The 24148-nt window shown below is 59.8% G+C and carries 18 protein-coding genes and 1 pseudogene; 8 read left to right on the top strand and 11 right to left on the bottom strand.

Going from position 1 to position 24148, the window contains the following annotated elements:
* Nucleotides 1-85: 85 nt before the first annotated feature.
* The 5 genes from ACSQ83_RS31090 to dapA form a co-directional block, all read right to left on the bottom strand.
* Nucleotides 86-1573, bottom strand: coding sequence for an efflux transporter outer membrane subunit (locus ACSQ83_RS31090; RefSeq protein ID WP_414954499.1), 1488 nt, complete (start codon nt 1571-1573; stop codon nt 86-88).
* Nucleotides 1566-2765, bottom strand: a complete 1200-nt coding sequence (locus ACSQ83_RS31085; protein ID WP_436230773.1) for an efflux RND transporter periplasmic adaptor subunit — start codon at nt 2763-2765, stop codon at nt 1566-1568. Before ACSQ83_RS31085 ends, ACSQ83_RS31090 begins: the two co-directional genes overlap by 8 nt.
* Nucleotides 2755-5946, bottom strand: coding sequence for an efflux RND transporter permease subunit (locus ACSQ83_RS31080; protein ID WP_436230772.1), 3192 nt, complete (start codon nt 5944-5946; stop codon nt 2755-2757). Before ACSQ83_RS31080 ends, ACSQ83_RS31085 begins: the two co-directional genes overlap by 11 nt.
* Before the next feature lie 481 nt (nt 5947-6427).
* On the bottom strand, nt 6428-7603 hold the full coding sequence (locus tag ACSQ83_RS31075) for a porin (protein WP_436230771.1): 1176 nt from the start codon (nt 7601-7603) through the stop codon (nt 6428-6430).
* Between the two features lie 118 nt (nt 7604-7721).
* Entirely contained in the window at nt 7722-8594 is an 873-nt protein-coding gene (gene dapA, locus ACSQ83_RS31070; RefSeq protein WP_436230770.1) for a 4-hydroxy-tetrahydrodipicolinate synthase, read from the bottom strand.
* A gap of 475 nt (nt 8595-9069) precedes the next feature.
* On the opposite strand from dapA, the gene ACSQ83_RS31065 reads away from it, so the two are divergent.
* The 3 genes from ACSQ83_RS31065 to zwf all read left to right on the top strand — a co-directional run bounded on the left by ACSQ83_RS31065 (nt 9070) and on the right by zwf (nt 11711).
* Complete coding sequence (locus tag ACSQ83_RS31065; protein ID WP_436230769.1) at nt 9070-9459, top strand: DUF1090 domain-containing protein; 390 nt, start codon at nt 9070-9072, stop codon at nt 9457-9459.
* Nucleotides 9460-9622: 163 nt separating this feature from the next.
* Entirely contained in the window at nt 9623-9955 is a 333-nt protein-coding gene (locus tag ACSQ83_RS31060; RefSeq protein ID WP_436230768.1) for a hypothetical protein, read from the top strand.
* A 292-nt stretch (nt 9956-10247) separates the two neighbouring features.
* Complete coding sequence (zwf, locus tag ACSQ83_RS31055) at nt 10248-11711, top strand: glucose-6-phosphate dehydrogenase (protein ID WP_414954506.1); 1464 nt, start codon at nt 10248-10250, stop codon at nt 11709-11711.
* Nucleotides 11712-11837: 126 nt separating this feature from the next.
* Here zwf and ACSQ83_RS31050 read toward each other — a convergent pair whose 3' ends face one another.
* From ACSQ83_RS31050 to ACSQ83_RS31025, 6 genes are all read right to left on the bottom strand, one after another.
* Nucleotides 11838-13172 carry a type II toxin-antitoxin system HipA family toxin gene (locus ACSQ83_RS31050; protein WP_436230797.1) on the bottom strand — a complete coding sequence of 445 codons (1335 nt, stop codon included), beginning with the start codon at nt 13170-13172 and terminating at the stop codon, nt 11838-11840.
* Nucleotides 13172-13618, bottom strand: a complete 447-nt coding sequence (locus ACSQ83_RS31045; RefSeq protein WP_414954507.1) for a helix-turn-helix transcriptional regulator — start codon at nt 13616-13618, stop codon at nt 13172-13174. Before ACSQ83_RS31045 ends, ACSQ83_RS31050 begins: the two co-directional genes overlap by 1 nt.
* A gap of 232 nt (nt 13619-13850) precedes the next feature.
* On the bottom strand, nt 13851-16115 hold the full coding sequence (locus tag ACSQ83_RS31040; RefSeq protein WP_414954508.1) for a xanthine dehydrogenase family protein molybdopterin-binding subunit: 2265 nt from the start codon (nt 16113-16115) through the stop codon (nt 13851-13853).
* Nucleotides 16112-16567 (bottom strand): (2Fe-2S)-binding protein, encoded by a 456-nt coding sequence (locus ACSQ83_RS31035; RefSeq protein WP_436230767.1) that lies wholly within the window; start codon nt 16565-16567, stop codon nt 16112-16114. The genes ACSQ83_RS31040 and ACSQ83_RS31035 overlap by 4 nt, the downstream gene beginning before the upstream one ends.
* Nucleotides 16564-17892, bottom strand: a complete 1329-nt coding sequence (locus ACSQ83_RS31030) for a c-type cytochrome (RefSeq protein WP_436230766.1) — start codon at nt 17890-17892, stop codon at nt 16564-16566. The genes ACSQ83_RS31035 and ACSQ83_RS31030 overlap by 4 nt, the downstream gene beginning before the upstream one ends.
* A gap of 284 nt (nt 17893-18176) precedes the next feature.
* Nucleotides 18177-19199: an IS30 family transposase gene (locus ACSQ83_RS31025; protein ID WP_436230765.1), complete on the bottom strand. Its 1023-nt coding sequence runs from the start codon at nt 19197-19199 to the stop codon at nt 18177-18179.
* A 432-nt stretch (nt 19200-19631) separates the two neighbouring features.
* Between ACSQ83_RS31025 and ACSQ83_RS31020 the strand changes: the two genes are divergently transcribed.
* From ACSQ83_RS31020 to ACSQ83_RS31000, 5 genes and pseudogenes are all read left to right on the top strand, one after another.
* Nucleotides 19632-20783, top strand: coding sequence for a porin (locus tag ACSQ83_RS31020; protein WP_414954511.1), 1152 nt, complete (start codon nt 19632-19634; stop codon nt 20781-20783).
* Nucleotides 20784-20893: 110 nt separating this feature from the next.
* Nucleotides 20894-21092: pseudogene (locus tag ACSQ83_RS31015) on the top strand (helix-turn-helix domain-containing protein); the annotation flags it as partial.
* A 201-nt stretch (nt 21093-21293) separates the two neighbouring features.
* A complete protein-coding gene (locus ACSQ83_RS31010; protein ID WP_436230764.1) occupies nt 21294-22916 on the top strand; it encodes an FAD-dependent monooxygenase in 1623 nt (540 codons plus the stop codon).
* A 149-nt stretch (nt 22917-23065) separates the two neighbouring features.
* Entirely contained in the window at nt 23066-23455 is a 390-nt protein-coding gene (locus ACSQ83_RS31005) for a hypothetical protein (RefSeq protein ID WP_436230763.1), read from the top strand.
* A 125-nt stretch (nt 23456-23580) separates the two neighbouring features.
* A complete protein-coding gene (locus ACSQ83_RS31000) occupies nt 23581-24039 on the top strand; it encodes a CPBP family glutamic-type intramembrane protease (RefSeq protein WP_436230762.1) in 459 nt (152 codons plus the stop codon).
* The last annotated feature ends 109 nt before the right edge of the window (nt 24040-24148 follow it).

Here is a 24148-nt window from a genome sequence, read left to right as displayed (position 1 = left end):
ACATGGAAATAGCCGCGGCTGGCTAAGACATCCCGTTGCAATACTGAGCGGTGCCCGTTTGCGCACAGGACAGCGTAGCCTGCATTTATTCTTTCGGTTTCTCGCCTGCTGCTACGAGCACCGGAGCCGCCGCCGTGCTCGCCAACTCTTCGCTTGACCAGCCGCCGCCCAACGCCTTGATCAACTGCACGTTCGCGCTTAGCTGGCGTGTCTGGATATCGAGCAGGCCGCGCTGAGCGTCGAGTGCGGCGGTCTGCGCCTGGACGACATCGAGATAACCCACCGCGCCTTGCCGATACCGGTGCAGCGCCAGATCAACGGAATACTGCGCCGAGTTGCTGGCATCGCGTTGCTGGTCGAGCGCCGTGCCAAGGTCCTGCAACAGAGAAAGATTGTCCTCGATTTGCTGGAACGCCGACAGCACGACACCGCGATAACGCGCACCGGCTTCATCGGTTGCCGCTTTCGCCGAATCGAGCTGTGCGCGGCGCAAGCCGCCATCGAAAACGTATTGCACGAGTTGCGGACCGATCGCCCAGAACAACGTCGGTGCACTAATCAAATTCGAATATGCGGTGCTTTGAAATCCGGCCTGCGCACTGAGCGTGATGGACGGGAAATACGCAGCACGCGCTACGCCGATCTTCGCATTGGCTTCAGCCACGCGACGCTCAGCCGCTGCAATGTCCGGGCGCCGCTGCAGCAACGTAGAGGGCAAGCCGGTGGGAATCACGGGCAGGGGAATCGCGGCGGTTTGCTGCGGCAATGTGAATTCGGACGCGGACGCGCCCACCAGTTCGGCGATCGCGTGTTCAATCAACGCGCGCTGTGCGAGGTTCTGCGACAACTGCGATTTCGCCGATGACAACTGCGTCTGCGCGCGCGATACGTCGAGCCCCGAAACCAGTCCTCCGCCGTGCAGCGTTTGCGTGAGTTGCAGCGCACGCGCGAATGCCGCGACGGTGTCGGTCAGCAACTGTGTCTGCTGATCGAGACCGCGCAGGCGGATATAGCTGTCGGCGAGTTGAATCTGCAGGCTCAGTTGCACCGATGCAAGATCGGCCTTCGATGCCTGTGCTTCGTCCTTGCCCGCTACCACGGAATCGCGCACGCGGCCCCACAGGTCAAGGTCGTAGTCGACCTCGCCGCCGAGCGTGGCGGAGTTGTAGTCGTTAGGGCCGCCCACACGCAATGGCCGCCTGTACGACTGCCGGTCGCGTTGTGGAACTGCATTCGCGGAGACCTTCGGGAACAGGCCGGCTGAGACCTGATCCACGAACGCCTGAGCCTGCCGGTAGTGTGCGAATGCCGCGGCAAGGTCCGTATTGTTCGCGAGCAGGCGCTGCTCGAGGTCATCGAGTTGAGCGTCGTTGTACATCTTCCACCAGCCGTTGCGGCTCAACTGGTCGGCGGGCTGCGCGCTGATCCACGGACCGACCGTGTGATATTGCGCGACGACGGGCGTTGGCGGCACCTTGTAATCCGGCGCAAGCGAGCAGGCGGCCAGCGCGAAGGTGCTTGCTACGGTTGTGGCGAACAAAGCCGGAGCGCGCAACGTACGTAACCTAGCCATTGGCGGCCACCTTCTTGTCGGCGCTGGCGACTTGCACGTGATCGCCGTCAACCAGACCATCCGGCGGCGTATCGATCACGCGGTCGTCTGCAACGAGCCCCGAGCCGATCTCGACCGAGTCGCCGAAATCGCGATTGATCGTCACCTTCTTGAACACGACCTGACCGTTCGCACCGAGCGTCGCGACCGTCAGGCCGCGCGCGTCGAAAACCAGTGCGCTGGCGGGAACCCGTACCGCGTTGGCCTGCACCGGCAGCTTGAAATGCAAGCTGGCAAAACCGCCTGGCAGGAGCTTGCCGTTGGAGTTGTCGACGAGTAATTGAACCAGCGTGGTGCCCGAACTTGCATTGACCGAATCCGCCGATGCAATCACGCGCGCAGTGAATTGCTGGCCGGGATATTCAGGTACGGAAAGCGTCGCTGTCGTTCCGCTGCGGACATCGGGGGCGTAACTCTGCGGGACCTGTACATACACGCGCAACTGCTTGACGTCGGACACTGTGAACAACTCCTGTCCGACGCCGCCGCTACCTGCATTGATGAGCGCGCCCACGTCAGTGTCACGAGCCGTCACCACGCCGTCAAACGGCGCCAGGATGCGCTCGAAGCCCTTGGTGGCGAGCAAACGATCCACATTGGCTTGCGCGGCCGCCACGGTCGCTTTCTTCGCGGTGTAGTCGCCCGTGCGTTCATCGACTTCCTGCTGGGCGACCGAGTCGGTGCCGAGCAGCGCCTGCCAGCGTTTCGCGGTCGTTCCCGCCAGCGCCGCGTTGGCTTGCGCGCTGGCCAGGTCCGCTCGTGCTTGCAGCAACTGCTGGTCGAGTTCCGGCGACTCGATCACCGCGAGCAATTGCCCGGCCTTCACCGGTCCCCCGATATCCACATTCCACGACTTCAGGTAACCGCTCACGCGCGCGAAGATCGGTGCACGCGAATACGCTTCGAGATGCGAGGGCAGGTCGAGCGTCGGACCGTTTGACGCGCTGACCGGATGGATCACGTTGACCGTCGGGACGACCTGCGCGTTGGTCCAGGTCTTGAGGTTGCGGGCATCGACGAAACGCAGCGTGACGCCGGCGGCGACCACGAGCAACGCCACCACCACAAGCACTACGCCGATCATGACGAGCCGCCGGCGCGGCACGGGTTGGTGGGTCACGGGTTGAGTGGTAATAGTAGGTTCAGATGACATGAGCAGGACCTCCCGTAACGGGTGTCGGGACAACCGCGCGGCCAAGGCGCGAGTGAATGATGCAGAAGATCACCGGGACCAGGAGCAGCGACGCGGTGGTAGCGAAAATCAGGCCGCCGATAACGGCGCGGCCAAGGGGTGCGTTCTGTTCGCCGCCTTCGCCCATCGCGAGGGCCATCGGCGCCATGCCGATGATCATCGAAAGGGCGGTCATGAGCACCGGGCGGAAACGGGTGAAGCCGGCCTCGAGCGCCGCCTTGAACGGGTCGCCGTGAACAGCCAGACGCTCGCGGCAGAAACTGACCACGAGGATGGAGTTGGCGGTCGCCACCCCCATGCACATGATCGCCCCCGTCAGCGCGGGCACGGACAGCGTGGTGTGGGTCGCGAACAGCATCCAGACGATGCCGGCGAGTGCGGCCGGCAACGCGGTGACGATCACGAACGGATCGGCCCACGACTGGAAGTTGACCACGACGATCAGGTAGATCAACACGACTGCGCCGAGCAGCCCGAACAACATGCCGGCGAAGGCGCTGTTCATGGTCTGCACCTGGCCGAGCAGCGCAACCGATGAACCCTTCGGCAATGTACCGGCATTACGCTGCACCACGCGCTGGATGTCGGACGCAACCGCGCCAAGATCGCGATCCTGCGTGGTGGCGAAAATCTCGACCATCGGCTGGATGTTGTACTGGCTCACGACCGCGTTGGTGTTCGTACGCTGGACGGTCGCGAGGCCGCCGAGGATCTGGCCGCTGCTTTGCAAGCTCGACGTGATCGGCAAGTTTTGCAACGAGGCCAGCGAATCGAGGTTGTATTGCGGCGTTTGCATCACGATCGGATACGACACGCCGTTCGCATTATTCAACCAGAACGTCGGTGCGACCTGGCTCGATCCCGCGAGGTTCACGACCAGGCTGTTGGTCACGTCCCGCTCGTTGATGCCGAGCAGTTGCGCGCGGGTGCGGTCGACGTCGACGTTGAAGGTGGGAGAGTTCTGCGCTTGCTGGATGCGCGCATCGACTACGCCGGGGATCTGGCGGATCTCGCGCAACAACCGGTTCGCATAAGCGAAGTTCCCGGACAGGTTGTTGCCGCGCACCTGCAGGTCGACCGGCGCCGGCGAGCCGAAGTTCAGGATCTGGCTGATGATGTCCGCCGGCGGGAACGAGAACGTCACGCCCGGATAAAGGCGCGGCAACTTCTCGCGCATCTGCCGCACGTACTCCGCGGTCGGACGATGATCTTCGTTCAGCGCGATCTGGATGTCGCCGTCCTGCGAGCCGATCGTGCCGGTGTTGTTATAGGCGAGATTGATACCGCTGACCGGCAGGCCGATGTTGTCGACCATGGTGGCGAGTTCAGCGGTTGGAATGATCTGTCGAATCGACCCTTCCACATCCGCAAAAATCTGCGCGGTCTTTTCGACCCGCACGCCGACCGGCGCGCGTACGTGCAACAGGATCTGCCCGGCGTCCACATCGGGGAAAAAGTTGCGGCCGAGCAAGGGCACCAGCGCGAACGAGACCAGCACGAAACCGAGGAAGCAACTGACGAACGGTGCGCGATGATTCAGCGCGAGTTCCAGCAGGCCGTGATAGCCCGCGCGAATCTTTTCGAAGCGCCGTTCGAAGCCTTGCTGGAATCGTCCAAGTGGTCCGGGGCGCTTCTTTTCGTGCGCATCTTCATCCAGGTTGTGAGGATGCAGCAGGTACTTCGCCATCGTGGGAACGAGCGTTCGCGACAGGATGAACGATGCCACCATCGCGAAGATCACGGCCTCGGCCATGGGCACGAAGAGGAAACGCGCGACGCCGTCGAGGAAGAACATCGGCACGAACACAATGCAGATACAGAGCAACGCCACGAACGCCGGCGTGACGATCTGCGCGGCGCCATCGAGAATGGCTTCCTCTACTTGCTTGCCTTGCTCCAGATGCCAGTTGATATTTTCGATGGTCACGGTCGCGTCATCGACCAGGATCCCCACCGCGAGCGCAAGGCCGCCGAGCGTCATGATGTTGAGCGTCTCGCCAAGCGCTGACAGGGTCGCTATTGAACCGAGAATGGCGAGCGGAATCGAGGTCGCAATGATGACCGTCGAACGCCAGCTGCCGAGGAACAACAGGATCATGAGGCTGGTCAGCGCGGCCGCGATCACGCCTTCGCGCGCCACGCCGCTAATGGCCGCGCGCACGAAGAGCGACTGGTCGCCGATAGGCGCAATCTGCAGCGCGTCGGGCAATGACGCCTTGGCGTCGAGCACGTGCTGCTTGATGCCGGCAATGATGCCGAGCGTGGACACCGAGCCGTTTTTCAGCACCGACATCAGCACCGAACGCTTGCCGTCCACATGCACGATGTTGGTTTGCGGCGGACTGCCGTCTCGGACGTTGGCGACATCGTGGATATAAACCGTAGTGCCGTTGACCGCCTTGATCGGCAGGTCGCCCAGCGCTTTAAGCGCGTAAGGCGCGTTGTTCAACTGCAGCGTGTATTCGTGATCGCCGATCTTTTCCGTACCAATCGGCGTCAGCAAGTTCTGGGCGGCGAGCGCGTTGGCGACGTCTTGCGCAGACAGTCCGCGCGCTTGCAACGCAGTCGGGTCAATATCGATTTGTATCTGGCGAGACTTGCCGCCGAAGGGATACGGGATCGACGCACCGGCCACTGTCACCAGCGCCGGACGCAACTGATTCAGCCCGAGGTCGCCCAGGTTTTGTTCGGTGAGACCCTTGCCCGAGAGCGCGAGCTGGATGATCGGCACCGTGGATGCGTTGTAGTTCAGGATCAGCGGCGGCGTGGTGCCCGGCGGCAACTGACGCAATTGCGTCTGCGAAACGGCGGTCACCTGCGCGTTCGCGTTACTGATGTTCACGCCCGGCTGAAAGAAGATCTTGATGATGCCGAAGCCGTTCACCGATTCAGCTTCGATGTGCTGGATGTCGTTGACTGTAGTGGTCAGCGATCGCTCGAACGGCGACGTGATTCGTCCGACCATTTGATCCGGCGGCAAGCCCGTGTATTGCCATACGACGCTGATCACGGGAATGCGGATATCGGGAAAGATATCGGTCGGCGTTCTGATCGCGGAAAGCGGTCCGATGATCAGGATGAGGATCGCGAGGACGACGAAGGTGTAGGGTCGTCGGAGGGCGATACGTACTAGGCCGAGCATGAGCGTTCCAATACTTGGGGTTGAACTGAACCGATGAATTCTTTCTAATTACTTTCGAAATCCGGATAAGCACCGATTTCAAATAGACATCGCCAAGCGTACGTGATTTTGTCTGAAACGAAGACAATCCGGGAATGTACACAAAGGAAAACAAAGCTGCAGCGCGCCATCGCATTTTTGGACGGGCTTTAGAAGGTTTCCGGCCCGTTTTTGGCAGCGGATTGAAGGCGGTAAATAAGCGCCTACCCCATTATTCACAAAGGTCTGAGGCTTTTATGCGTCGTCGGCGCCGGCTTGTGAAGCGGTGCTGAGAGACGCACGGATTCTTTTATTACCGGCTTTTACGGCGCGGATTGCTTAAGACGGGATTGGCTTGTAAGGAGCTGATTCGCGGCGGATTTTTTGACGTAACGAAAGCGCGGTGCATTGGAGTATTTGAGTTCGTCCCCCGCTGCACCGTGCTCCGCAACATTATGCAATCTTAAAACGCGTGCTTGATGCCGACCGTGATCGCGACCTGACTGTTTGTCGACGAGGGTGACAGCGTGTTGATGGTGGCGTTGTTCAGCGCCGAGCCATCCGTCCCGCCACTGACGTGTTGATACACCCCTTCCGCATACAAGTCCGTGCGCCTGCTGAGCGAGTAGTCGGTCTGCAGCGTCACTTCGTGCCACCGTGGCGATGACGACGTGCCGCCGGTGCTATAGGCGCCGTCGGTGAAGGTGTAGGCACCTGCCAGACTCAACGCGGGGGTCAACGCGTAACGCGCGTTGAACTCGTAGTTGTTCAATCGCAAGCCGCCGTTCAACGCCATATTGCCCGCACCGCCGGCGAACACGCTAGCCATGTTGTCGATTTGCGAATGGGTCCACAGCAAGCCAACGGTTGCCGGGCCAAACACATAGTTGCCGCCCACGCCCCAGATCCGCTGACGCGCTGCGACGAAGTCTGCGCTGCCATCGGCTAATGACACCGCGCCGTTGGGATTGGTGCCCAACACGCCACCGCCCGCGTTGTTTATCTGGAGGTAGGCTGCTGCGACGTTGAACGGCCCATGCGCATAGGTCGCGCCAAAACCATAGGCGCGATTGTTGGAGAAACTGTTTGCGTTGTTGCTGAACGAATAAGCGCCGCCGAACGTGATGCCCGCATAAGACGTGCTGACGTACTTGACCGTGTTGTTCAGGCTCAACGAGTCGGCCGCGAGGTTATCGTTGTTGAACGGATGCGCCGAAAGATTGCCGCCGTAACCGCTGCCCGCCGCCGATAACGGGCCAAGATAATCATTCGCCGAATCGAACTGGCGACCGAGCAGCACGGTGCCGAACTGACTGCTCTGCAGGCCCACGTACGCTTGTTCACCGAATGCATCGCCGCCATTGAACTGGGTACCGTTGTTCAGGTTGAAGCCGTTCTCGAGTTTGAATACAGCCTGAAGGCCGCCGCCCAGGTCCTCCGCGCCTTTGAGTCCGTAGACGGTGTTTTCGGTTGCGGCACTCGTTTCCTGCCAGGTGCCGTGGCCGCCCTGGTTGTCGGTGTAGATAAGTCCGGTATCGATTACGCCATACAGCGTCACGCTGCTTTGAGCATGCGCCGACACAGCGCAGCCCGCAGTCAAAGCGGTGGCCAGGAAAGAGGTGTTCAGGGATTTTTTCATTTTGACAGCTCCATGGTATTGCGGCGCCAAGCGCGCTTAAAACTGCTTGCTGCCCGGTCGATACTTCGACCAGGCAGCAAACAGAAACGGGGTATTTAAAGAGGGGAAGGGCCGTGTTTCAGGCCATGATCGCGAGCTGCCGGGTGCAGGCGTCGAGCGCGATCCGGAGCTGCTCTTTGAGCGTCGCCGACGCTTCCATGATCGGCAGGCGAGTCTCGCTTCTGATCGTGCCGTCAAGCGCCAGTGCTGCTTTCACGCCAGCCGGATTGGGTGCGCTGAACAGGAGTTTGATCACCGGCTTGAGCGCTTCGAAAAACGCAGCGGCGTCGTCCGTTCTCGCCGATAAAACCCGTTCGTGGATCTCGGCAAGAATATCGGCGAAGAGATGGGCGCTGGTCAGGATGCCGCCCGATCCACCCGCGATCAGGCAGTCGACATAGGCGTCGTCGTTGCCGCACAGCACGCTGATCGGCAGTTGGCAGAGCCTTTGGAAAGTCGCGGGCACGCAAGCCTTGATGGCGACAATATTGGCGTGTTCGACGAGGCGCTCAACCGTGTTCGTCTCGATGCAAACACCGGTGCGATGCGGCACGTCGTACAAGATGATGGGCCGCTCGGTGGCGCGCGCAACTTCGCTGAAGTGCCAGCGAATGCCGTTTTGATCGGGGCAAATATAGGCAGGCGCGGAGACCAGGTATCCACCGATATCCCAGTGGTCCAGTTCGCGGATTTCCTGCACCATGTCGCGCGTATTGAGACCTCCGACACCGACCACCACCGTCGGGCGTGTCCCGATGACTTCAAACAGGGAGCGCAGGACCTTATGCCGCTCGCTGTGGTCGAGCAACGCCGCTTCACCGGTCGTTCCCAGGGCGACGAAGCCGCTGATCTCCTGGCTCAGGTAGCGTTCGGCAAGCCGCTGCAGTGCATCCACGTCGACTTGTCCGTCCTTGAACGGCGTGACAATAGGCAACCATATTCCAGACACCATGCTCAACTCCGCTGCGCGCGGCGACCGGCTGCACGCGAAGGACCTGGAGGCTTTGCGGCGGTTGACACTGCTGCCGGGCGCGATCTTTGGCCGGCGCGAATGCTCGTTAATACATCGTCGAACGTCATGATGGTTTGCTTCGAATTCCATTCAATTGGATCAAGCGAAGCCTATCGGATCGAGCGTAAACGTCCTGTTAAAAAACGCGATTTTCGTATATAGAATGCGGGGTTATTGAGCGGGATGCGGGATGCTGGGTTGCGGGTTAAAGCAGGGGTGCGCCGCGAGAAATGACCGTGCAAGCCAGGGGTTGCACTCTTGTTGTATTTGCCGGTATCAAAGGCATGCAAATGCGGGCGTTCTGGCTTCTGGCATGCCCCCTTCACGCGGGGTGTCCGGTCGGATAGTATGGCGAATCATCGATGCTCGATCGAAGCTGTTCGAGCACGTCAATCAACCTCTATCGAGGTAATAAGTGAAAAAAACGAAGACTGCCCTCAAGGTTCTGTTGTTGTCCTCAGTAATGTGTCCGATTCTTGTCTGGGCGCAAGTGCGTGGCTGCGAAGCAAAGCGTGCTTCGGTGGAAAAGGAAATTACGTACGCTCAGGCGCATGGCAATGCACGTCGCGTCGATGGTCTGGAAACCGCGCTTGCCCGGTTGAATGCGAACTGCACCGATGAAGAATTGCGCAGCACGAGCCAGCGTAAAGTTGATGCGGCGCAGAAAAAGCTGGCGGAACGCGAACACGATTTGCAGGAAGCCAGGACTCAAGGGAAAAGTTCGAAGAAAATTGCAGAGCGCCAACGCAAGGTGGATGAAGCGCATGCCGACCTGGAGCGGGCACAGGCGGAAAGCATCGACTGAACCAGGCAGGATGGCTTTCTAGTCCGCCGGCAATCGCGCGGACTGGAAGTTGGAACAAAGCGGGTACGCGGTGCCCTTGGCATTGGTGCCCGCTATCAGTTGATTGCAGGTCGGGTAGCAATTGTTCCCACGAAACATCTCTCTTTCTAGCAGGAGCCGATCCATGCGACCGCGTGTTCATCTTCTCTTCATTACCTCATTCGCTGGCTTGTTGTTGAGCGCTTGCGCGCAGACCAGCCCCGTCGAGTTTTCCGTATCGGGAGCGGATGCGCCATCGCTCAATCAGTCGAGCGATGTGGACTTCGGCCCAATGGACAGGACGATCGCGCAATGCAAAACGGTCTCGAAGCAGGCGGGTCCGGATCAATGCTCGAAAGTTCGTGCATACGAGTCGTGTATGAAAACCAAAGGCTACATCACCGTACTTGGGCCGGAAAATCCGAAAGGTTGCGGCGATCCGGAGTGGGAGAAAGACGTGAGGAAGTGGCTTCAATGAGGGAATGGCCGGAACCGTTGCTTGGCTCAGGCGTGTCGCGAGTCGTCCGACCGTGCATCAAGCGCCTGACGGTCTTCTGACCGGCTTCCGGATCTGAGAAAGCAGGCGAGGAAGACTCAGCAATTTGTCGGGTCCGGCAAAAGTCGTATCTAAACACCTCGCCGGTGCACGAACTGCATCGCGAGTTTGATCAATAAGCGCGTGATACTGTGGCAGCAAATCGCCTCGGCGTCGGATGCACTCTTTCGCATTCCTTTCGCCAATCGTCGACAACCCAGAAAGGATTTGTACGATGGCCAAGGTCTCTGCAGGGGTGGGTCCACAGTTCCCACAAGTCGTGGTTCTATTCGGCGCCACTGGCGATCTGGCTCGACGCAAGCTCTTGCCGGGCTTGTTCCATCTGTCGAGCGCAGGATTCATTCCGGGCTGCAGGATCATTGCCGTCGCACTCGACGACATTCACGTTGACGACTTTCGTCGCACGGCGAAAGAAGCGCTTGACGAGTTTTCTTCTCGCAAGGTCGCCCAGACGGAGTGGGACACTTTCTGCGCCAATCTCGACTATGTGCCGCTGACAGCTGGTGCGGAGGCGCTCAAGTCGGCGGTGCAGACGGCCGAGTTGAGCTTTAACGGGGAGTGCCGGCGGCTGCACTACCTGAGCGTTCCACCTAATGCCGCGCTCTCCGCAGTCGGCATGCTCAAGGAAGCGGGCCTGGTGGATCGCTCACGGATCATCATGGAAAAGCCGTTCGGAACGGACCTGAAGAGTTCCGTCTCGCTGAATGCGCGCTTGCACGAAGTCTTCGAAGAAGAGCAGATCTTCCGGATCGATCATTTTCTGGGGAAGGAGCCCGCCCAGAACATTCTCGCTTTCCGCTTCGCGAACGGTCTGTTCGAGCCAATCTGGAATCGCAACTTCATCGACCATGTTCAGATCGATGTGCCTGAAACGCTGGGTCTCGGCAAGCGCGCGGGCTTCTATGAACAAACAGGCGCATTTCGCGACATGGTCGTCACGCACCTGTTCCAGATTCTCGCGTTCATGGCGATGGAGCCACCGACATCGCTTGAACCGTCGCCCATTAGCGAGGAGAAGAACAAGGTTTTTCGCAGCATGCTGCCGATACAGCCAACTGACGTTGTCCGGGGGCAGTACACCGGGTATCGGGCCGAGGAAGGAGTCAGTCCAGAATCGGAAACAGAAACATTCATTGCGTTGAAATGTTCGATCGATAACTGGCGCTGGGCCGGCGTTCCATTTTATCTGCGCACGGGAAAGCGGCTTGCTGAAGGGCAACGCATCATTTCCATCGCGTTTCGCGAGCCGCCGAAGAGCATGTTTCCGGCCGGATCAGGCGTTGGTTCTCAAGGACCGGACCATTTGACGTTCGATCTGGCGGACGCCTCGAAAATGTCGCTTTCTTTTTATGGCAAGCGCCCGGGTCCCGGGATGCGGCTGGACAAACTAAGCTTGCAGTTCGCCATGCGCGATACCGGTCTGATTGGCGAAGTGCTGGAAGCCTATGAGCGATTGATCCTGGATGCCATGCGGGGAGATCGCACGCTTTTCACGACTGCTGAGGGTATTGAGCGGCTGTGGGAAGTATCGACAGCCTTGCTCGAATCTCCTCCCCCGGTTCGCTTCTACGCACCGGGCTCGTGGGGGCCGAATGCTATCCATCAGCTTGTTGCACCCCGGGCGTGGCGGCTTCCATTCGAGCGAGCGTGGCGGGATCCGAACGCGCTGGGTAGCTGACTCGATTCGACGCCAGAGTGGGCGCCTGCTGTTTCTATCGCAAACAGCTCGCCGCACGTCTCGCGTCGCATCGTTTCATTGAGGCTGCCCAAGACAGTCCGCTTCCTGAGCAAGCGTGAGTCCGGTCTACTGGGCGGCGAGCTTTGCGCTTTGTCGCTTCATGCCCTTGAAGATTTTGTCCGACACGTCCTTCGGAAACCCGGCCGGCAACAGCGCCTCAACCTCCTCAATAACACCTTTCGTCATGTCGACCAGTGCCGTGATCATTTCCTCCACGTCTGCAGGGGCAAGCGTCACTCGTTGTCCCTGCGCAATCCAGTGGCGGCGCCTGATGTCATTGATCAGGCTGTGCGCATTCTTACTTCGCACTGCCATTGCGAGTCTCACTCGATGCGGAGAAATCAGGTTCGGCCCGTTTCCAATGATCGGGTGTGCGGAGAGAACATCATAGATGGGTGTAGCTTCGTAGCGATTCGACTTCAGGTGTGCAATGCTAAAGTTCTTTGCGTGACCGTCGGTTGCCGCGAGCATCCAGAAGACGATCTGCGTCATAAAGAAATTCCGCTGGTCGATCGCGGACCGCTCTGAACCGGCGAGCACTTCCATGACCTTATGTATTCCGGGTCCACCATCTGACTCATATTTGGCTGAAGCGGGCGTCCCGGTTGCCTGGCACATATCTTCCTGGGGTAGCCTCAGGATCCATGAACCGTCGCTCGCATACCGGCGATCGAATCGCTCGACGACGAGAACTTTTTGGTCCTCGAAGGTCGCCATGTCGCAGTGTGCAATGGGCAAACCATATGCTGCGACGATTTTCGAGCACAGCCACTCGTTCTCCACCGACGTGCGCATGTCAGCGCGCATGTTTCCAACCAGCCCAAGAGGCAGCTTCAGAATATGCGTGGTAGGGGTACTGCCTTCCGGGATGAACCACCGGCCGTCGTGCCGCAAAAGCGCAGTTTTCTCTTGTGCCCCGGCTATCGACAGGCGTAAGTCGTCGATAGGCTCATGTTGGCCCAACACGGGCGGGGCGGTTGTCTCCTGCAATAGCCGCGCGATTTCGGCCTCGTTGAGGGGACGCCCGTTGATCTGCTCGAGATTGGCCGGGGTTTCCTCCGGCGGTAGCAATTGGATCGCGCCTACGCAGTCGCGGCCTAGCTTGGCCAACAACTCGAAAGGCGACGTGCCGCCAGTTTTGTATCGGCTGGCAATACGTTCACGGATAGTCTGGCTATCTGGCAACAGGTTATCGAAATAGTCGGAGACAACCGCTCCTCGATAAGGCTGGTTGCCGGCTGTAAAGGGCAACGAGAGTGACAGTGGACGTCCCTGTTGATCAGCTAGCCATTCTTCGAAGTAGGTGAGTTTCTCGCCGTCCCGGGTGGTCTCCCACCTACCGACCGGCAACCCGTTCATCCAGAGGTTCAGGCTTTTAGCCTGTGCGCGGCGGCCCATTATTACCAGTCCTCGCGCTTCTTGGAGGCAGCGGCCGCCGGCTTGCGCCTGACCGGTTTTGGCGAGCCTTGCGCGTTGCCGCTTGCCGCTGTGACAACGGCGGACTTTCGTTTGCCCGCCGTCTTGGTTGCCACCGCAGTCGCACGGATTTTTGTCAGGCTCTTTTTCACCGGCACCGGCGGCTCCCCGGTTCGCATGCCTGCGGGCGTGCGCCCCTTGATGTTCGCCGGGCCCGACGTCTGGGTGAGAACGATACCGACCTTGAGCACGGTCAAAACCTGTAATAGCCGCTCCATGCTGGCGGATTCGGGTTTTGCCTCAAGTTGGGCGTAGGTCTGCTGGGTGACCCCCAAATGGCTCGCCATCTGGGCTTGCGTGAGCCCGGCGGCTTTGCGGAAACCAACAAGGAGTGGTCTTAGCTGGAAGGGGGTTTTGACGGGATAGTCCACAAGCGGCCTTGGTGGTCCGAACAGGGTTTGAACTGTAAATGACAGAAACAGTATATGTGCTGTTTTTGAAAATTACAATAAATAGGCTGTAAATGTCAAATACAGTAAATAACCTGTTAGACCGGCCTGCGCCACTCTCAACCAGGCTCGGCGGATCCGGATCGGATGAATGGCGATCCGCGCGCGCCGGGCATGAGCGCGGCGTCGCTGGCGAAGGTCACGGCCTCTCCACTTAAACCCGCAACGCCTCGCGCAACATGTCCGGTGACAGCGGCAAATTCCTGAAGCGTTTGCCGGTCGCGTCAGCGATGGCGTTCGCCAACGCCGCCGACATCGGTCCTTGCGACGCTTCGCCGACACCCAGGAACGGCGTCCCCGGCCGATCGATCAGATCGACATCGAGCACCTTCGGCGCCGACGAAAAACGCAAGATGGGGTACTGGCTCCAGTCGAAACTCGTAATGTTGTGCGCGTCGAAGGTGGTCGCCTCGAGGAGCGTCCAGCTGGCCGACTGCACAATGCCGCCTTCGACCTGATTGCGCACGCCGTCCGGATTCACGATCTGTCCGCAATCGATCGCGCACGCCACGCGCTCGATCGTTACGTAACCCGTTTCGCGTTCGACCGCGACTTCAACGGCCAGCGCGCAGTACGCCATCAGGTTCTTGTACATCGCGAACGCAAAGCCCACGCCGCGCGACGGCGCGCCGTCATGCACGCGATGTGGCCAGCCGAAACGCTGCGCTGCGCGTTCGATCACGTCACGCGCGCGCGGATCGTCGAGATGCTTCAGGCGGAACGCAACCGGATCGGACTGCGCGGCGAGCGCGAGTTCATCGATGAAACTCTCGATTGAAAAGATGTTGTGATACGCGCCGAGCGAACGCATGGCCGACACGCGGATCGGCATGTCCGGCAGGAAATGATGCTGCACGTAAAGATTCGGCAATCGATACAGCGGAATGCTGTTGCGATCCCCCCCGCCTTCGGGCATTGGAATCGGTTTCGGCGGCGCGGGCGTGAAGGGCTTCGACAGAAACCACGTCGGCATGAAGCGCCCGGCGTTTTCAATACGATTGTTGTGCGTGTTGCTCCACACCTCGAACTTCCAGTCGACGATCTGGCCGCTTGCATCCAGGGATGCCGTCACGTCGCTCGACATCGCCGGTCCGAACGGCTCCCATGTGTGCTCCTGATCGCGCATCCATTGCACGCGCACGGGCTTTCCAGGCACGGCGCGTGCGATCAACGCGGCGTCGGCGGCGACGTCGTCAGCGCCATTGTGTCCATAGCAACCGGACCCTTCGACGTGGATGCAATGCACGCGCTCGGGCGGCATCGACAACATTTCGGCGAGGCCTTTGCGCATCGGAAATACGCCTTGCGTGTGCGTCCAGACCGTCATAGTGCCGTCGTTGAGCCACGCGACGGCGCACGACGGGCCGATCGATCCGTGCGTCAGATACGGCTTCGTATAACGCGCGTGCAAGGTCTGCGTCGCGGGCGCGGCGGCGGCCGTTTTATTCGCGACGGAGATTTCCTGCGCGGGCAGTTTTTCGAGCGTTTCGTGGATTGTCGACTGTGCGGGCAACGGCGGACCACTGCGCCATTTCGCGGCGTCTGACAGCGCGCGCATTGCCACGATGGCGCGCCATTCATCGTCGGCGACGACTGCAAGATAGCTGCCGTCCTGCACGACCGCGATCACGCCGGGCATTGCGCGTACCGGCTTGATATCGACCGATTGCAGCGTTGCACCGTATGACGGCGGCCGTACAACGCGGGCATGCACCATGCCGGGCAACTTCAAGTCCTGCACATAACGCGGCGCGCCGGTTACCTTGCCCGGAATATCCACACGATGAAACGACTGCCCGATCACCTTGAACGTCTTTGGATCTTTGGTCGGTGCACCGGGCATGGCATTGCGATGCAAGTTGATGCCGCTCACCGCTTCGCCGAAGGTCAATCGACGGCCGTCGTTCGCGATAATTTCGCCGTCCTGCGTCGTCAGCGATGCAACATCGACGTTCAATCGTGTGGCCGCCGCTTCGAGCAACAACGAATGCACCTGCGCGGTCGCGTTGGCGATTGCGGTGCCGCTGTCGGCGGTCGAATGACTGCCGGCGGTGTAGCCTTCATCGGGCGTCGCGTTCGTGTCGGCAGTGACGAGGAGGATGCGTTCGGGCGTCACGCCGAGCTGTTCGGCGGCGATCTGCATGAACGCCGTGCGAATGCCGGTGCCGAGTTCCGCCTTGCCGGTGAACACCGTGATGCGGCCCGCCTCGTCGATCTTCACCCACGCATCGAGCATGGGCGATGTCTTCAAACTGCCCGGGAGCTGCGGCGCGGACACGGTGAACGTGCCGGCTTCGGTCGTCGTGGTCTGCGCGAGCGCGCGGACGGCAGGCAGCAGCGTGAAGCCGACCATGACGCTGCCGGCCGCAAGAAAGCGCCGGCGGTTGAGGTTGTCAGGCGGAATGCGCGGCTCGTTCATGCGGGTTGCCCCGCCTGACGAATCGCGGCAAGGATGCGCATGTGCGTACCGCAGCGGCACAGATTCGGTTCCATGTGCGCGCGAATCTCTTCGTCGGTGGGCGACGGTACGCGATCGAGCAGCGCCTGCGCGCGCATCACCATGCCTGCGATGCAGTAGCCGCACTGCGCCGCCTGTTTATCGATGAATGCCTGTTGCAGCTTGCCCGGCTCGTCCATGCTGCCGAGTCCTTCGATGGTACGCACAGGACGGGTGCCGACGACCGCGACCGGCATCAGGCACGAGAACACCGGCTTGTCACCGACGATCACCGTACACGCGCCGCATTGGCCCAGACCACAGCCGAATTTCGCGCCGTGCAGGCCGAGCTGATTGCGCAGGGCGTAGAGGAGCGGCGTCGACGGATCGATATCGAGTTGATGCGGCGTGCCGTTCACAATGAGCGTCATCATGGTTCGTGAGACTCCTTGCGCAGGCGTTCGATGTCGGCTTCGTCGAGCGTCCATGCGGGTTGGCTGCTGAAATTCGAGCGCAGGTAAGCGGCGAGATCGGCGATCTGCGCGTTGGTGAACGTGTCCGCGAAGCCGGGCATGAAGGCGGCGCGTGTGCTGCGATCGGTGGGAATGCCGTCGAGGATCATCCGCAGCGCGTTGCGTGGATCGTGCGCGTTGACTGCGGTGCCGAGGGCGAGCGATGGACGGCTGCCGAGCGTGGTCATCGGTGCGTTCGTTGCGTGGCATGAAGCGCATGCTGCTGAGAAAAGCACTGCGCCGTTGTGGATGTTGCTCGTGTTTGCCTCGGCCGCTTGCTGCGTTGCTTTCGGCGATGCTTCGGCTGGTTTTTGTAGCGAGAGCAGATACGCGGCCATTGCATCGATGTCGGCATCGGATGCGTTCGTCAGCGATTGCGTCACCGCCCGCATCGGTCCGGCCGCCGCACCATGTTGATTGGCGAAACCGGTGCGCAGATACGTGGAGAGTTGATCGCGCGTCCACGGTTCGGGCGCGCTCAGCAACGTCGTCAACGCGGGCGCCTCCCAGCCTTCGATCACGTTGCCGTCGAACGCGTCGCCGCGCTTTTCTGCGCCGAGCAGATTCATCGGCGTGTGGCAGGCGGCGCAATGCGCGGGGCCGTCGATCAGGTATTTGCCGCGTATGAGTTGTGCGCCATGCGTTGCGGTTTCTGCTGGCGCTTGAACATCCGCTTCGCCATCCGCTTCGACGCCGGGATGCAAGAAGAACAGATTCCATGCTGCCATCAGCGGACGGATACTCAGCGGGAATATCAAGCGGTTCGCGGGCGCGGTGGACTGCACGGCATCGCGCGACATCAGAAACGCATAGAGCGCGGCGATGTCGGTGTCCGTCATGTGCGTGAAGTGCGGATACGGAAACGCAGGGTAGAGCAGGTGGCCGTCGCGCGCGACGCCGCGACGCATTGAACGTGTGAAGTCGCCAAGCGTCCAGCCACCGATGCCGGTTGTGCGATCGGGCGTGATATTGGTCGAATAGATCGTGCCGAACGGCGTGTCGAGCGGACGGCCGCCTGCGAAAGGTGCACTGCGATTTGCTGTGTGACACACGACGCAATCGCCGATCGCGGCCAGGTTCGCGCCGTGTTTGAGCAGGGTGGTGTCGGTGAGCGATAGAGGGGACGTTTCTGCTGCGTTAGCCGTCGATGTGAAGTGCGGATGCGCGAGCGAGCCAAGCGTCACCGCGAAAAACGCGGCGCATAACAATGCGCTCAGCAATGCCGCCAGCCCGATCGACCTCTTCATCGCGTCTCCATCGATGCGTCCGATTCAGCCGTCATATATAGCACAGGATTTTGCGAATCGCGCTGCGCCAAAGGATTCAATTAAGGTATCGATAAGGCCGATGACATCAACGTGGCATGGAAATGGCGAAATGGTCAGCCAGTCCCGCCTACTTAGTCCTGCAATAAACGGGAATTAATATAAAAAAACGCGGCCCGCAAGCCGCGCTAAAAAGATGAAAAAGACTGCCCCTGTCCAAAGGGCGAATCACTCGGCGGTTTCAAACCGAAGCGCAACAGGAGGCTCTAGTGTTTAGAGCCTTGAGTTTGGCTGGCTGAGGCAAGTGTTGCAGCGAAGACCTCGAATGGAGAATGGAACGCGTGAGTTGCTCGGGGCCGACTGTTCAGACTGTCGGCAATGGCATCGAGTTCGTCCTGACTGTAGACCGAGAGGTCGGTGCCTTTGGGCAGATATTGGCGAAGCAATCCGTTGGTGTTCTCGCAGCTCCCGCGTTGCCAGGGGCTATGTGGATCACAGAAGTAGATGTTCACGCCGGTGGCGCAGGCAAGCTCCTTATGCCGCGACATCTCCTTACCCTGGTCGTACGTCAAGCTCTGCCGTAGCGGCGCGACAATCGAATTTAGTTTGGCAGAGAAGCCTGCTAACGCGGACTCGGCGCTCGCGTCTTCCATCTTGGCGAGCAGTACTAGGCGGCTGGTTTGTTCGACCAGCACGCCGACAGAAGATTGGTTGCCCGCGCCCTTGATGAAGTCACCTTCCCAGTGCCCCGGCAGCAGTCGGTCTTCAATTTCGGGCGGCCGCACGTGGATACTGACCATGTCGGGAATCTGTCCGCGCCGGTCTGTGCCCCGTGTACGTGGCATGCGCGTGCTGTGGCCGTGGCGCAGGCAGGCAATGAGCTGACGACGCAGTTCGCCGCGCGGCTGGGCGTAGATAGCCGTGTAAATGGTTTCGTGCGAAACGTGCTGGGTCGAGTCGGTCGGATACATACGTTTAAGTGTGCCCGATATCTGTTGGGGCGACCATTTCCACTCGAGCAGGGTGAGAACCACTCGCCAGCAAACGGTTTGCAGGCAAAGCTTATTGGGGCGGCGTCCCGCGCTGCGGCGTGCGACGCTCAGTGCTTGAGCCGGCTGTGATGAATAGCCAACCGCAGAGCTGTTTCGCGTCAGTTCACGGCTAACGGTGGCTGGCGAGCGCCCGAGTATCCGGGCCATGGCCCGGATACTCACATCCTGTAGCCGCAGGCTTGCGATGGCTAGGCGCTCTTCAGGTTGGAGTTGCTGGTACGAAGTTTTTTCGGGCATTGCGACACCTTATACGAGATAGGTGTTGCACTTCGCTTTTGAGGCCGCCCTCTAAAAGTTAAGCCTGTGCATGACAACAGTAGTGAGTGGAAGAGTCCATTGATTAAATGACGTGAAACTTTTTTCGCAGAGTTTGATCGGCGTAGATCTTACAAAGCCGTCCTGCAAAGTCCTTTAGCGACCACGTCGCATATGCACAACAAATAGGCCTTGACACCAACTTCACGCATCCAATGTGAAAGGTGTTTTTTCCTTAATCTACCTGCACTTATCTGCTTAAGCTTTCGCCATTGCGGCTTCAGAAAATACTATTGCTTGAAACGCGGCTAAAGAAATCGTCTGCGGGAATACACTGCGCAGCGGATCGCCGATCAGGTTATCGACGATCACTTGAATACGATTCTCTCGCAATGTTTCGGAGCTTTACAAATCATGAAGAAAACCCTCATCGCAGCTAGCCTCATGAGCGTGTTCGCCATCACCGCTCACGCACAAAGCAGCGTCACCCTTTACGGCACATTAGATGCCGGCCTTGTGTTTGCAAACAACGAAGGCGGCCACAGCAACTGGCAACAAGGCAGCGGTTCGGTATCGAACACTTACTTCGGCTTGCGCGGCAGTGAAGACCTGGGCAGCGGCCTGCACGCAATCTTCACGTTGGAAAGCGGCTTTAACCTGAACAACGGCAATTTCAGCGAAAACAGTACGATGTTCAATCGTCAGGCGTTCGTCGGCTTGCAAAGCAATCAGTACGGTACGGTGACGCTCGGTCGTCAATACGACTCGGTGGTTGATTATCTGGCGCCGCTGTCAGAAGCCGGCGCAGGCTATGGCAACAACCTGGCCGCTCACCCGTTCGATAACGACAATCTCGACAACTCGTTCTCGGTCAAGAACGCAGTGAAGTACCAGAGCGCGAATTACGGCGGCGTGAAGTTCGGCGGCCTCTACGGTTTCAGCAATGCGGCCGGGCAGTTCTCGAACAATCGCGCATGGAGCGCAGGTGCTTCTTATGGCAACGGCCCGCTGAGCGTCGCAGCCGCTTACCTGCAGCTGAACAACTCGGGCAGTAATAACGTGGGTGGCGCTATATCCCAAGGCGACGGCACTGCAGCTATCGCCGCGCAACAGCAGCGCACCTACGGCGCCGGCATCAACTACGCTTACGGCCCGGCTAACGTTGGCCTCGTCTATACGCATACGCAACTCGATGGCATCACCGGCGTGAACGTCGGCGGCACGACGCTGCCGGGCGTGGCCGGTACGAACCTGCATATGGACAACTACGAAGTGAACGGCCGTTATGCGCTGACGCCGGCCCTGAGCCTCACTGCGGCGTATACGTTCACCGACGGCAAGGTATCGGGTTCGAACGGTTCGGGCGATCCGAAGTGGCAAACAGCGTCGCTGCAAGGCGATTACTCGCTCAGCAAGCGTACCGACGTGTACCTGGAAGGCGTGTATCAGCACGCATCGGGCGAGCTCGGCAACTTTGGTGCGAACGTTGCATCGATCAACACGTTGTCGCCGTCGTCGACCGCCAATCAGACGGTCGTCGCCGTGGGTATGCGTCACCGCTTCTAAGTTGACTTAGCATTAGTACACGCGCGCATGAAACGGTCATGCGCGCGTCCCATGGCCCGGTAGACGACACCCGGGAAAGCGGATAGCAGAAATAGGCGCGCTGAACGTCTCAGGCCGTGCTCGGCAAATCGCCGCTGTTCTACTTTCAGGATCTTCGTGTTGAATGCCAGATCACTTGTCCACGGCAGCGACCTCGACCTCGATGCAATCGCGGCTGAAGTCGGGTATGTTGACGGCGCGACGCTGGGTACGCTGTTGCGCGAACGGTTAGAGCGGGGAGTACGTGAGCTTCGCGCGGACTTGCGGTAACGGGGCGCAATTCGGAGTGCCAACTGGACGCGACGGTATGTGGGCGGTCAATTTTCCCAATGGGCAACAAACGCTCCGACAAATCCGTCATACTGCTTCGGATTAGAATTCGCAGCATCGGCACAACGGTTGCTACCGTGTCCATTTGTCGCCGTTTTTTTATCGAGAGACGCCGTTTTTCTCATCTGCAAGGAGAACGCGATGACCCCTTCCCCCGTTCTGATCGTCGGCGCAGGTCCGACCGGCCTGACACTCGCACTCACGTTACAGCGGCACGGTATTGCCGCTCGTGTCATCGACAAGCTGGAGCATCCAGCCGGCCTGTCCAAAGCACTCGCCGTCTGGCCGGCAAGTCTCGAAGTGCTCGCTGCGCTCGGCATGCACGACGCCTTCGCGAAAGCGGGTGCGCCGCTGCGCGCTGTCACATTTGGCGACGGCGGCAAGAAGCTCGCGCATGTGGACATGAGCGAAGGGATCGATAGCGCGTATCCGCAACCGATCCTGTTGCCGCAATCGAAGACCGAGGAAATCCTGAACGCGCAGTATCTGAGCACAGGCGGCATGATCGAGCGTGGTGTCGAACTGGTTTCGCTCGAGGAGAGCGACGGCACGGTCAGCGCGACTCTGCGCCATGCTGACGGGCGTGAGGAAACAACGAACGCCGCGTGGGTCGTTGGGGCAGACGGCGCGCGAAGTACCGTGCGTCACGTGCTTGGCATCGACTTCGAAGGTTATACGGAGCCCGAACTATTCCTGCTTGGCGACGTGCGTATCGACGGTGCGGACCTGGACCGGCACAGCATCCACATCTGGTGGCATGACGGCGGCACGATCGCGCTGTTTCCGTTCGAGGACGGAGTGTGGCGGATCATCGTCGAGCGCAAAGGCGCTAGACAACAGTCCGGTGAACGCGAAGGTGACGGCAACAGCAACAGGCAAGCACCACACGAAGACACGCCCGCGACGCTCGAAGAACTGCAACTGGCGATAGACCGTCACGGCCCTCCGGGCGCGCGTCTGTCGCAACCGGGGTGGCTCTCGTCGTTTCGCACGAACGAGCGTCTCGCGGCACGCTATTGCAGCAAGCGCGTGTTTCTCGCTGGCGACGCCGCGCACATCCATACGCCGGCGGGTGGGCAGGGCATGAACACCGGCATACAGGACGCGTTCAATCTGGGCTGGAAGCTCGCCTATGTGCTGCAAGGACGCGGCGACGCGCAGATGCTGATCGACAGCTATGAAGCCGAGCGTCGTCCGGTCGCGCATCAGGTGATCGGCCATGCATCGCGGTTGATGCACGCGGCGATGTCCGGCAATCCGATCATGCGTTTCGCGCGCGACGTGGCTGTATCCGTACTGGGTCGCGTACCGGCATTGCAGGCGCGGTTACGCACTGAAATGTCGGAGACGGAGATCACCTACGGCGAGGGACTGCTAGTCGAACATGCCGGCAATTCACGCCATCCTGCACGGGGATTTTCCGGCACGCGTGCGCTCGACCTGCGCTGGACCGATGCGAAGAGCGGGGCGGCGCGCACGTTATGGCCGTCGCTGTGCGAAGGGCGCCACACGCTCGTGACGTTTGGCGAAGTCGATGCAATCACTCGGCGCGTCGCACCGTTTAGCGGTGTCGTGCAGACGATCGGATTCGATGCCACGGGCGAACCCGCGACACGCTATGGATTCGATGCGCCGGGTTATGTCCTGATCCGCCCGGACCAGGTCGTCGCCGTGCGCGGCAACGCGGAGGATGTCGCCACGCTCGACCGATATCTTGAGCGCGTCCTGCGCATGAGTGATGGTCATGCCGCGGCGACTACTTAGCTTCTGGCTCCGCGACCATGGGCGTGAATGGCGTTAGACGCGACTAAGCTGAACGCCGGATGCTGGTTGACGACGCCAGAATCGCGTATCAATTCAGAGCCGCGCGCACCTCACGAAGAATTTCTTCCGAGAGGAAAGAACGAGGTCATATGGAAACCGATTGGCAGTTGGTACGCGAAGTGTTGAATGCGGCGATCGATAGTTGCGAGAGATTGGAGCTATCCGGCTATGTCGAAGAACGCAGAGGACGGTCAGTCGCGGTCAACGGGCAACCAGTGAGCGTTCAAGAATTCCTGGTGAGCGCCTGGACCTTACCCGAGAACACGCGCTACGCAGTGATCCGGCAGCGGCACGAAAAAGGGTTGGACAGTCCATACGTTCCAGAATCAGCAAGGATTATTATGGCCGTGGCTGCTGCATGCGCCGAACTTGTTGGCGCAGGGAAGAACCCCCCCGGGGGCGATCAGATGCAAGCAATGGCGGATTGGTATCGGAACCATTTCGACCCTAATGTAAAGCGGGCAATCGCATCCAGTTAGTCTCCAGGTTTGCATGCGCGTCCACTTTAATGCGCAAGGCTGAGAGGTTCTTAACGGCAGTTGGCAATACGACGCTCGTCTATAAGATAAAAATGATTACCGCGCGTAGACACTTTCGGAGATTGGTGACGTGGCTGATCGAACTGCCTACCGTAAGGCTGATTCCGCTTGCGCTCGCATTCACTTACGTGGCGTCCATACCAACCATCGCATTCGCCGTCTTTCATCCTGGAACGCCGCTCGGCGGACCAGGTTGGGGGAAGAATGATCTCATCAAAATTATCGTGCTGGGTTGCATCCTGGCGCCGCTGTTGGAGACGGCAGTATCGCAATGGGCTTGTATCCGACTGTTGAAAAAGCTGCGGCTTCCCACCGGAATGGCCGTCGTGCTATCCGCCGCATTCTTTGGGTTGGGCCACAGCTACAGCATCTTGTATATATGCATGACGTTCTTTGTGGGGCTGGTGCTGGGATCAGTATTTGCAATTGAAGACGCGAGAGGTGGGCACCCGTTTTTAGCGACTCTCGCAGTCCATGCCCTGCGAAATTGGGTGACGGCAGGCCTTACGATGTTCGTCCTCTGAATACAGCTGACAGAGGCCTGACGACGGCGAGCGAACGTGTTGTTTAGGGTCGCGCTCCGTTAGTCAACGGCAGGTCGTAATCGGCCACAAAACGACGTCCACAATTCTA

The organism is Caballeronia sp. LjRoot29, assembly GCF_964252755.1.
Classification (GTDB): domain Bacteria; phylum Pseudomonadota; class Gammaproteobacteria; order Burkholderiales; family Burkholderiaceae; genus Caballeronia.
This window is presented reverse-complemented; position numbering and strand designations above follow the sequence as displayed.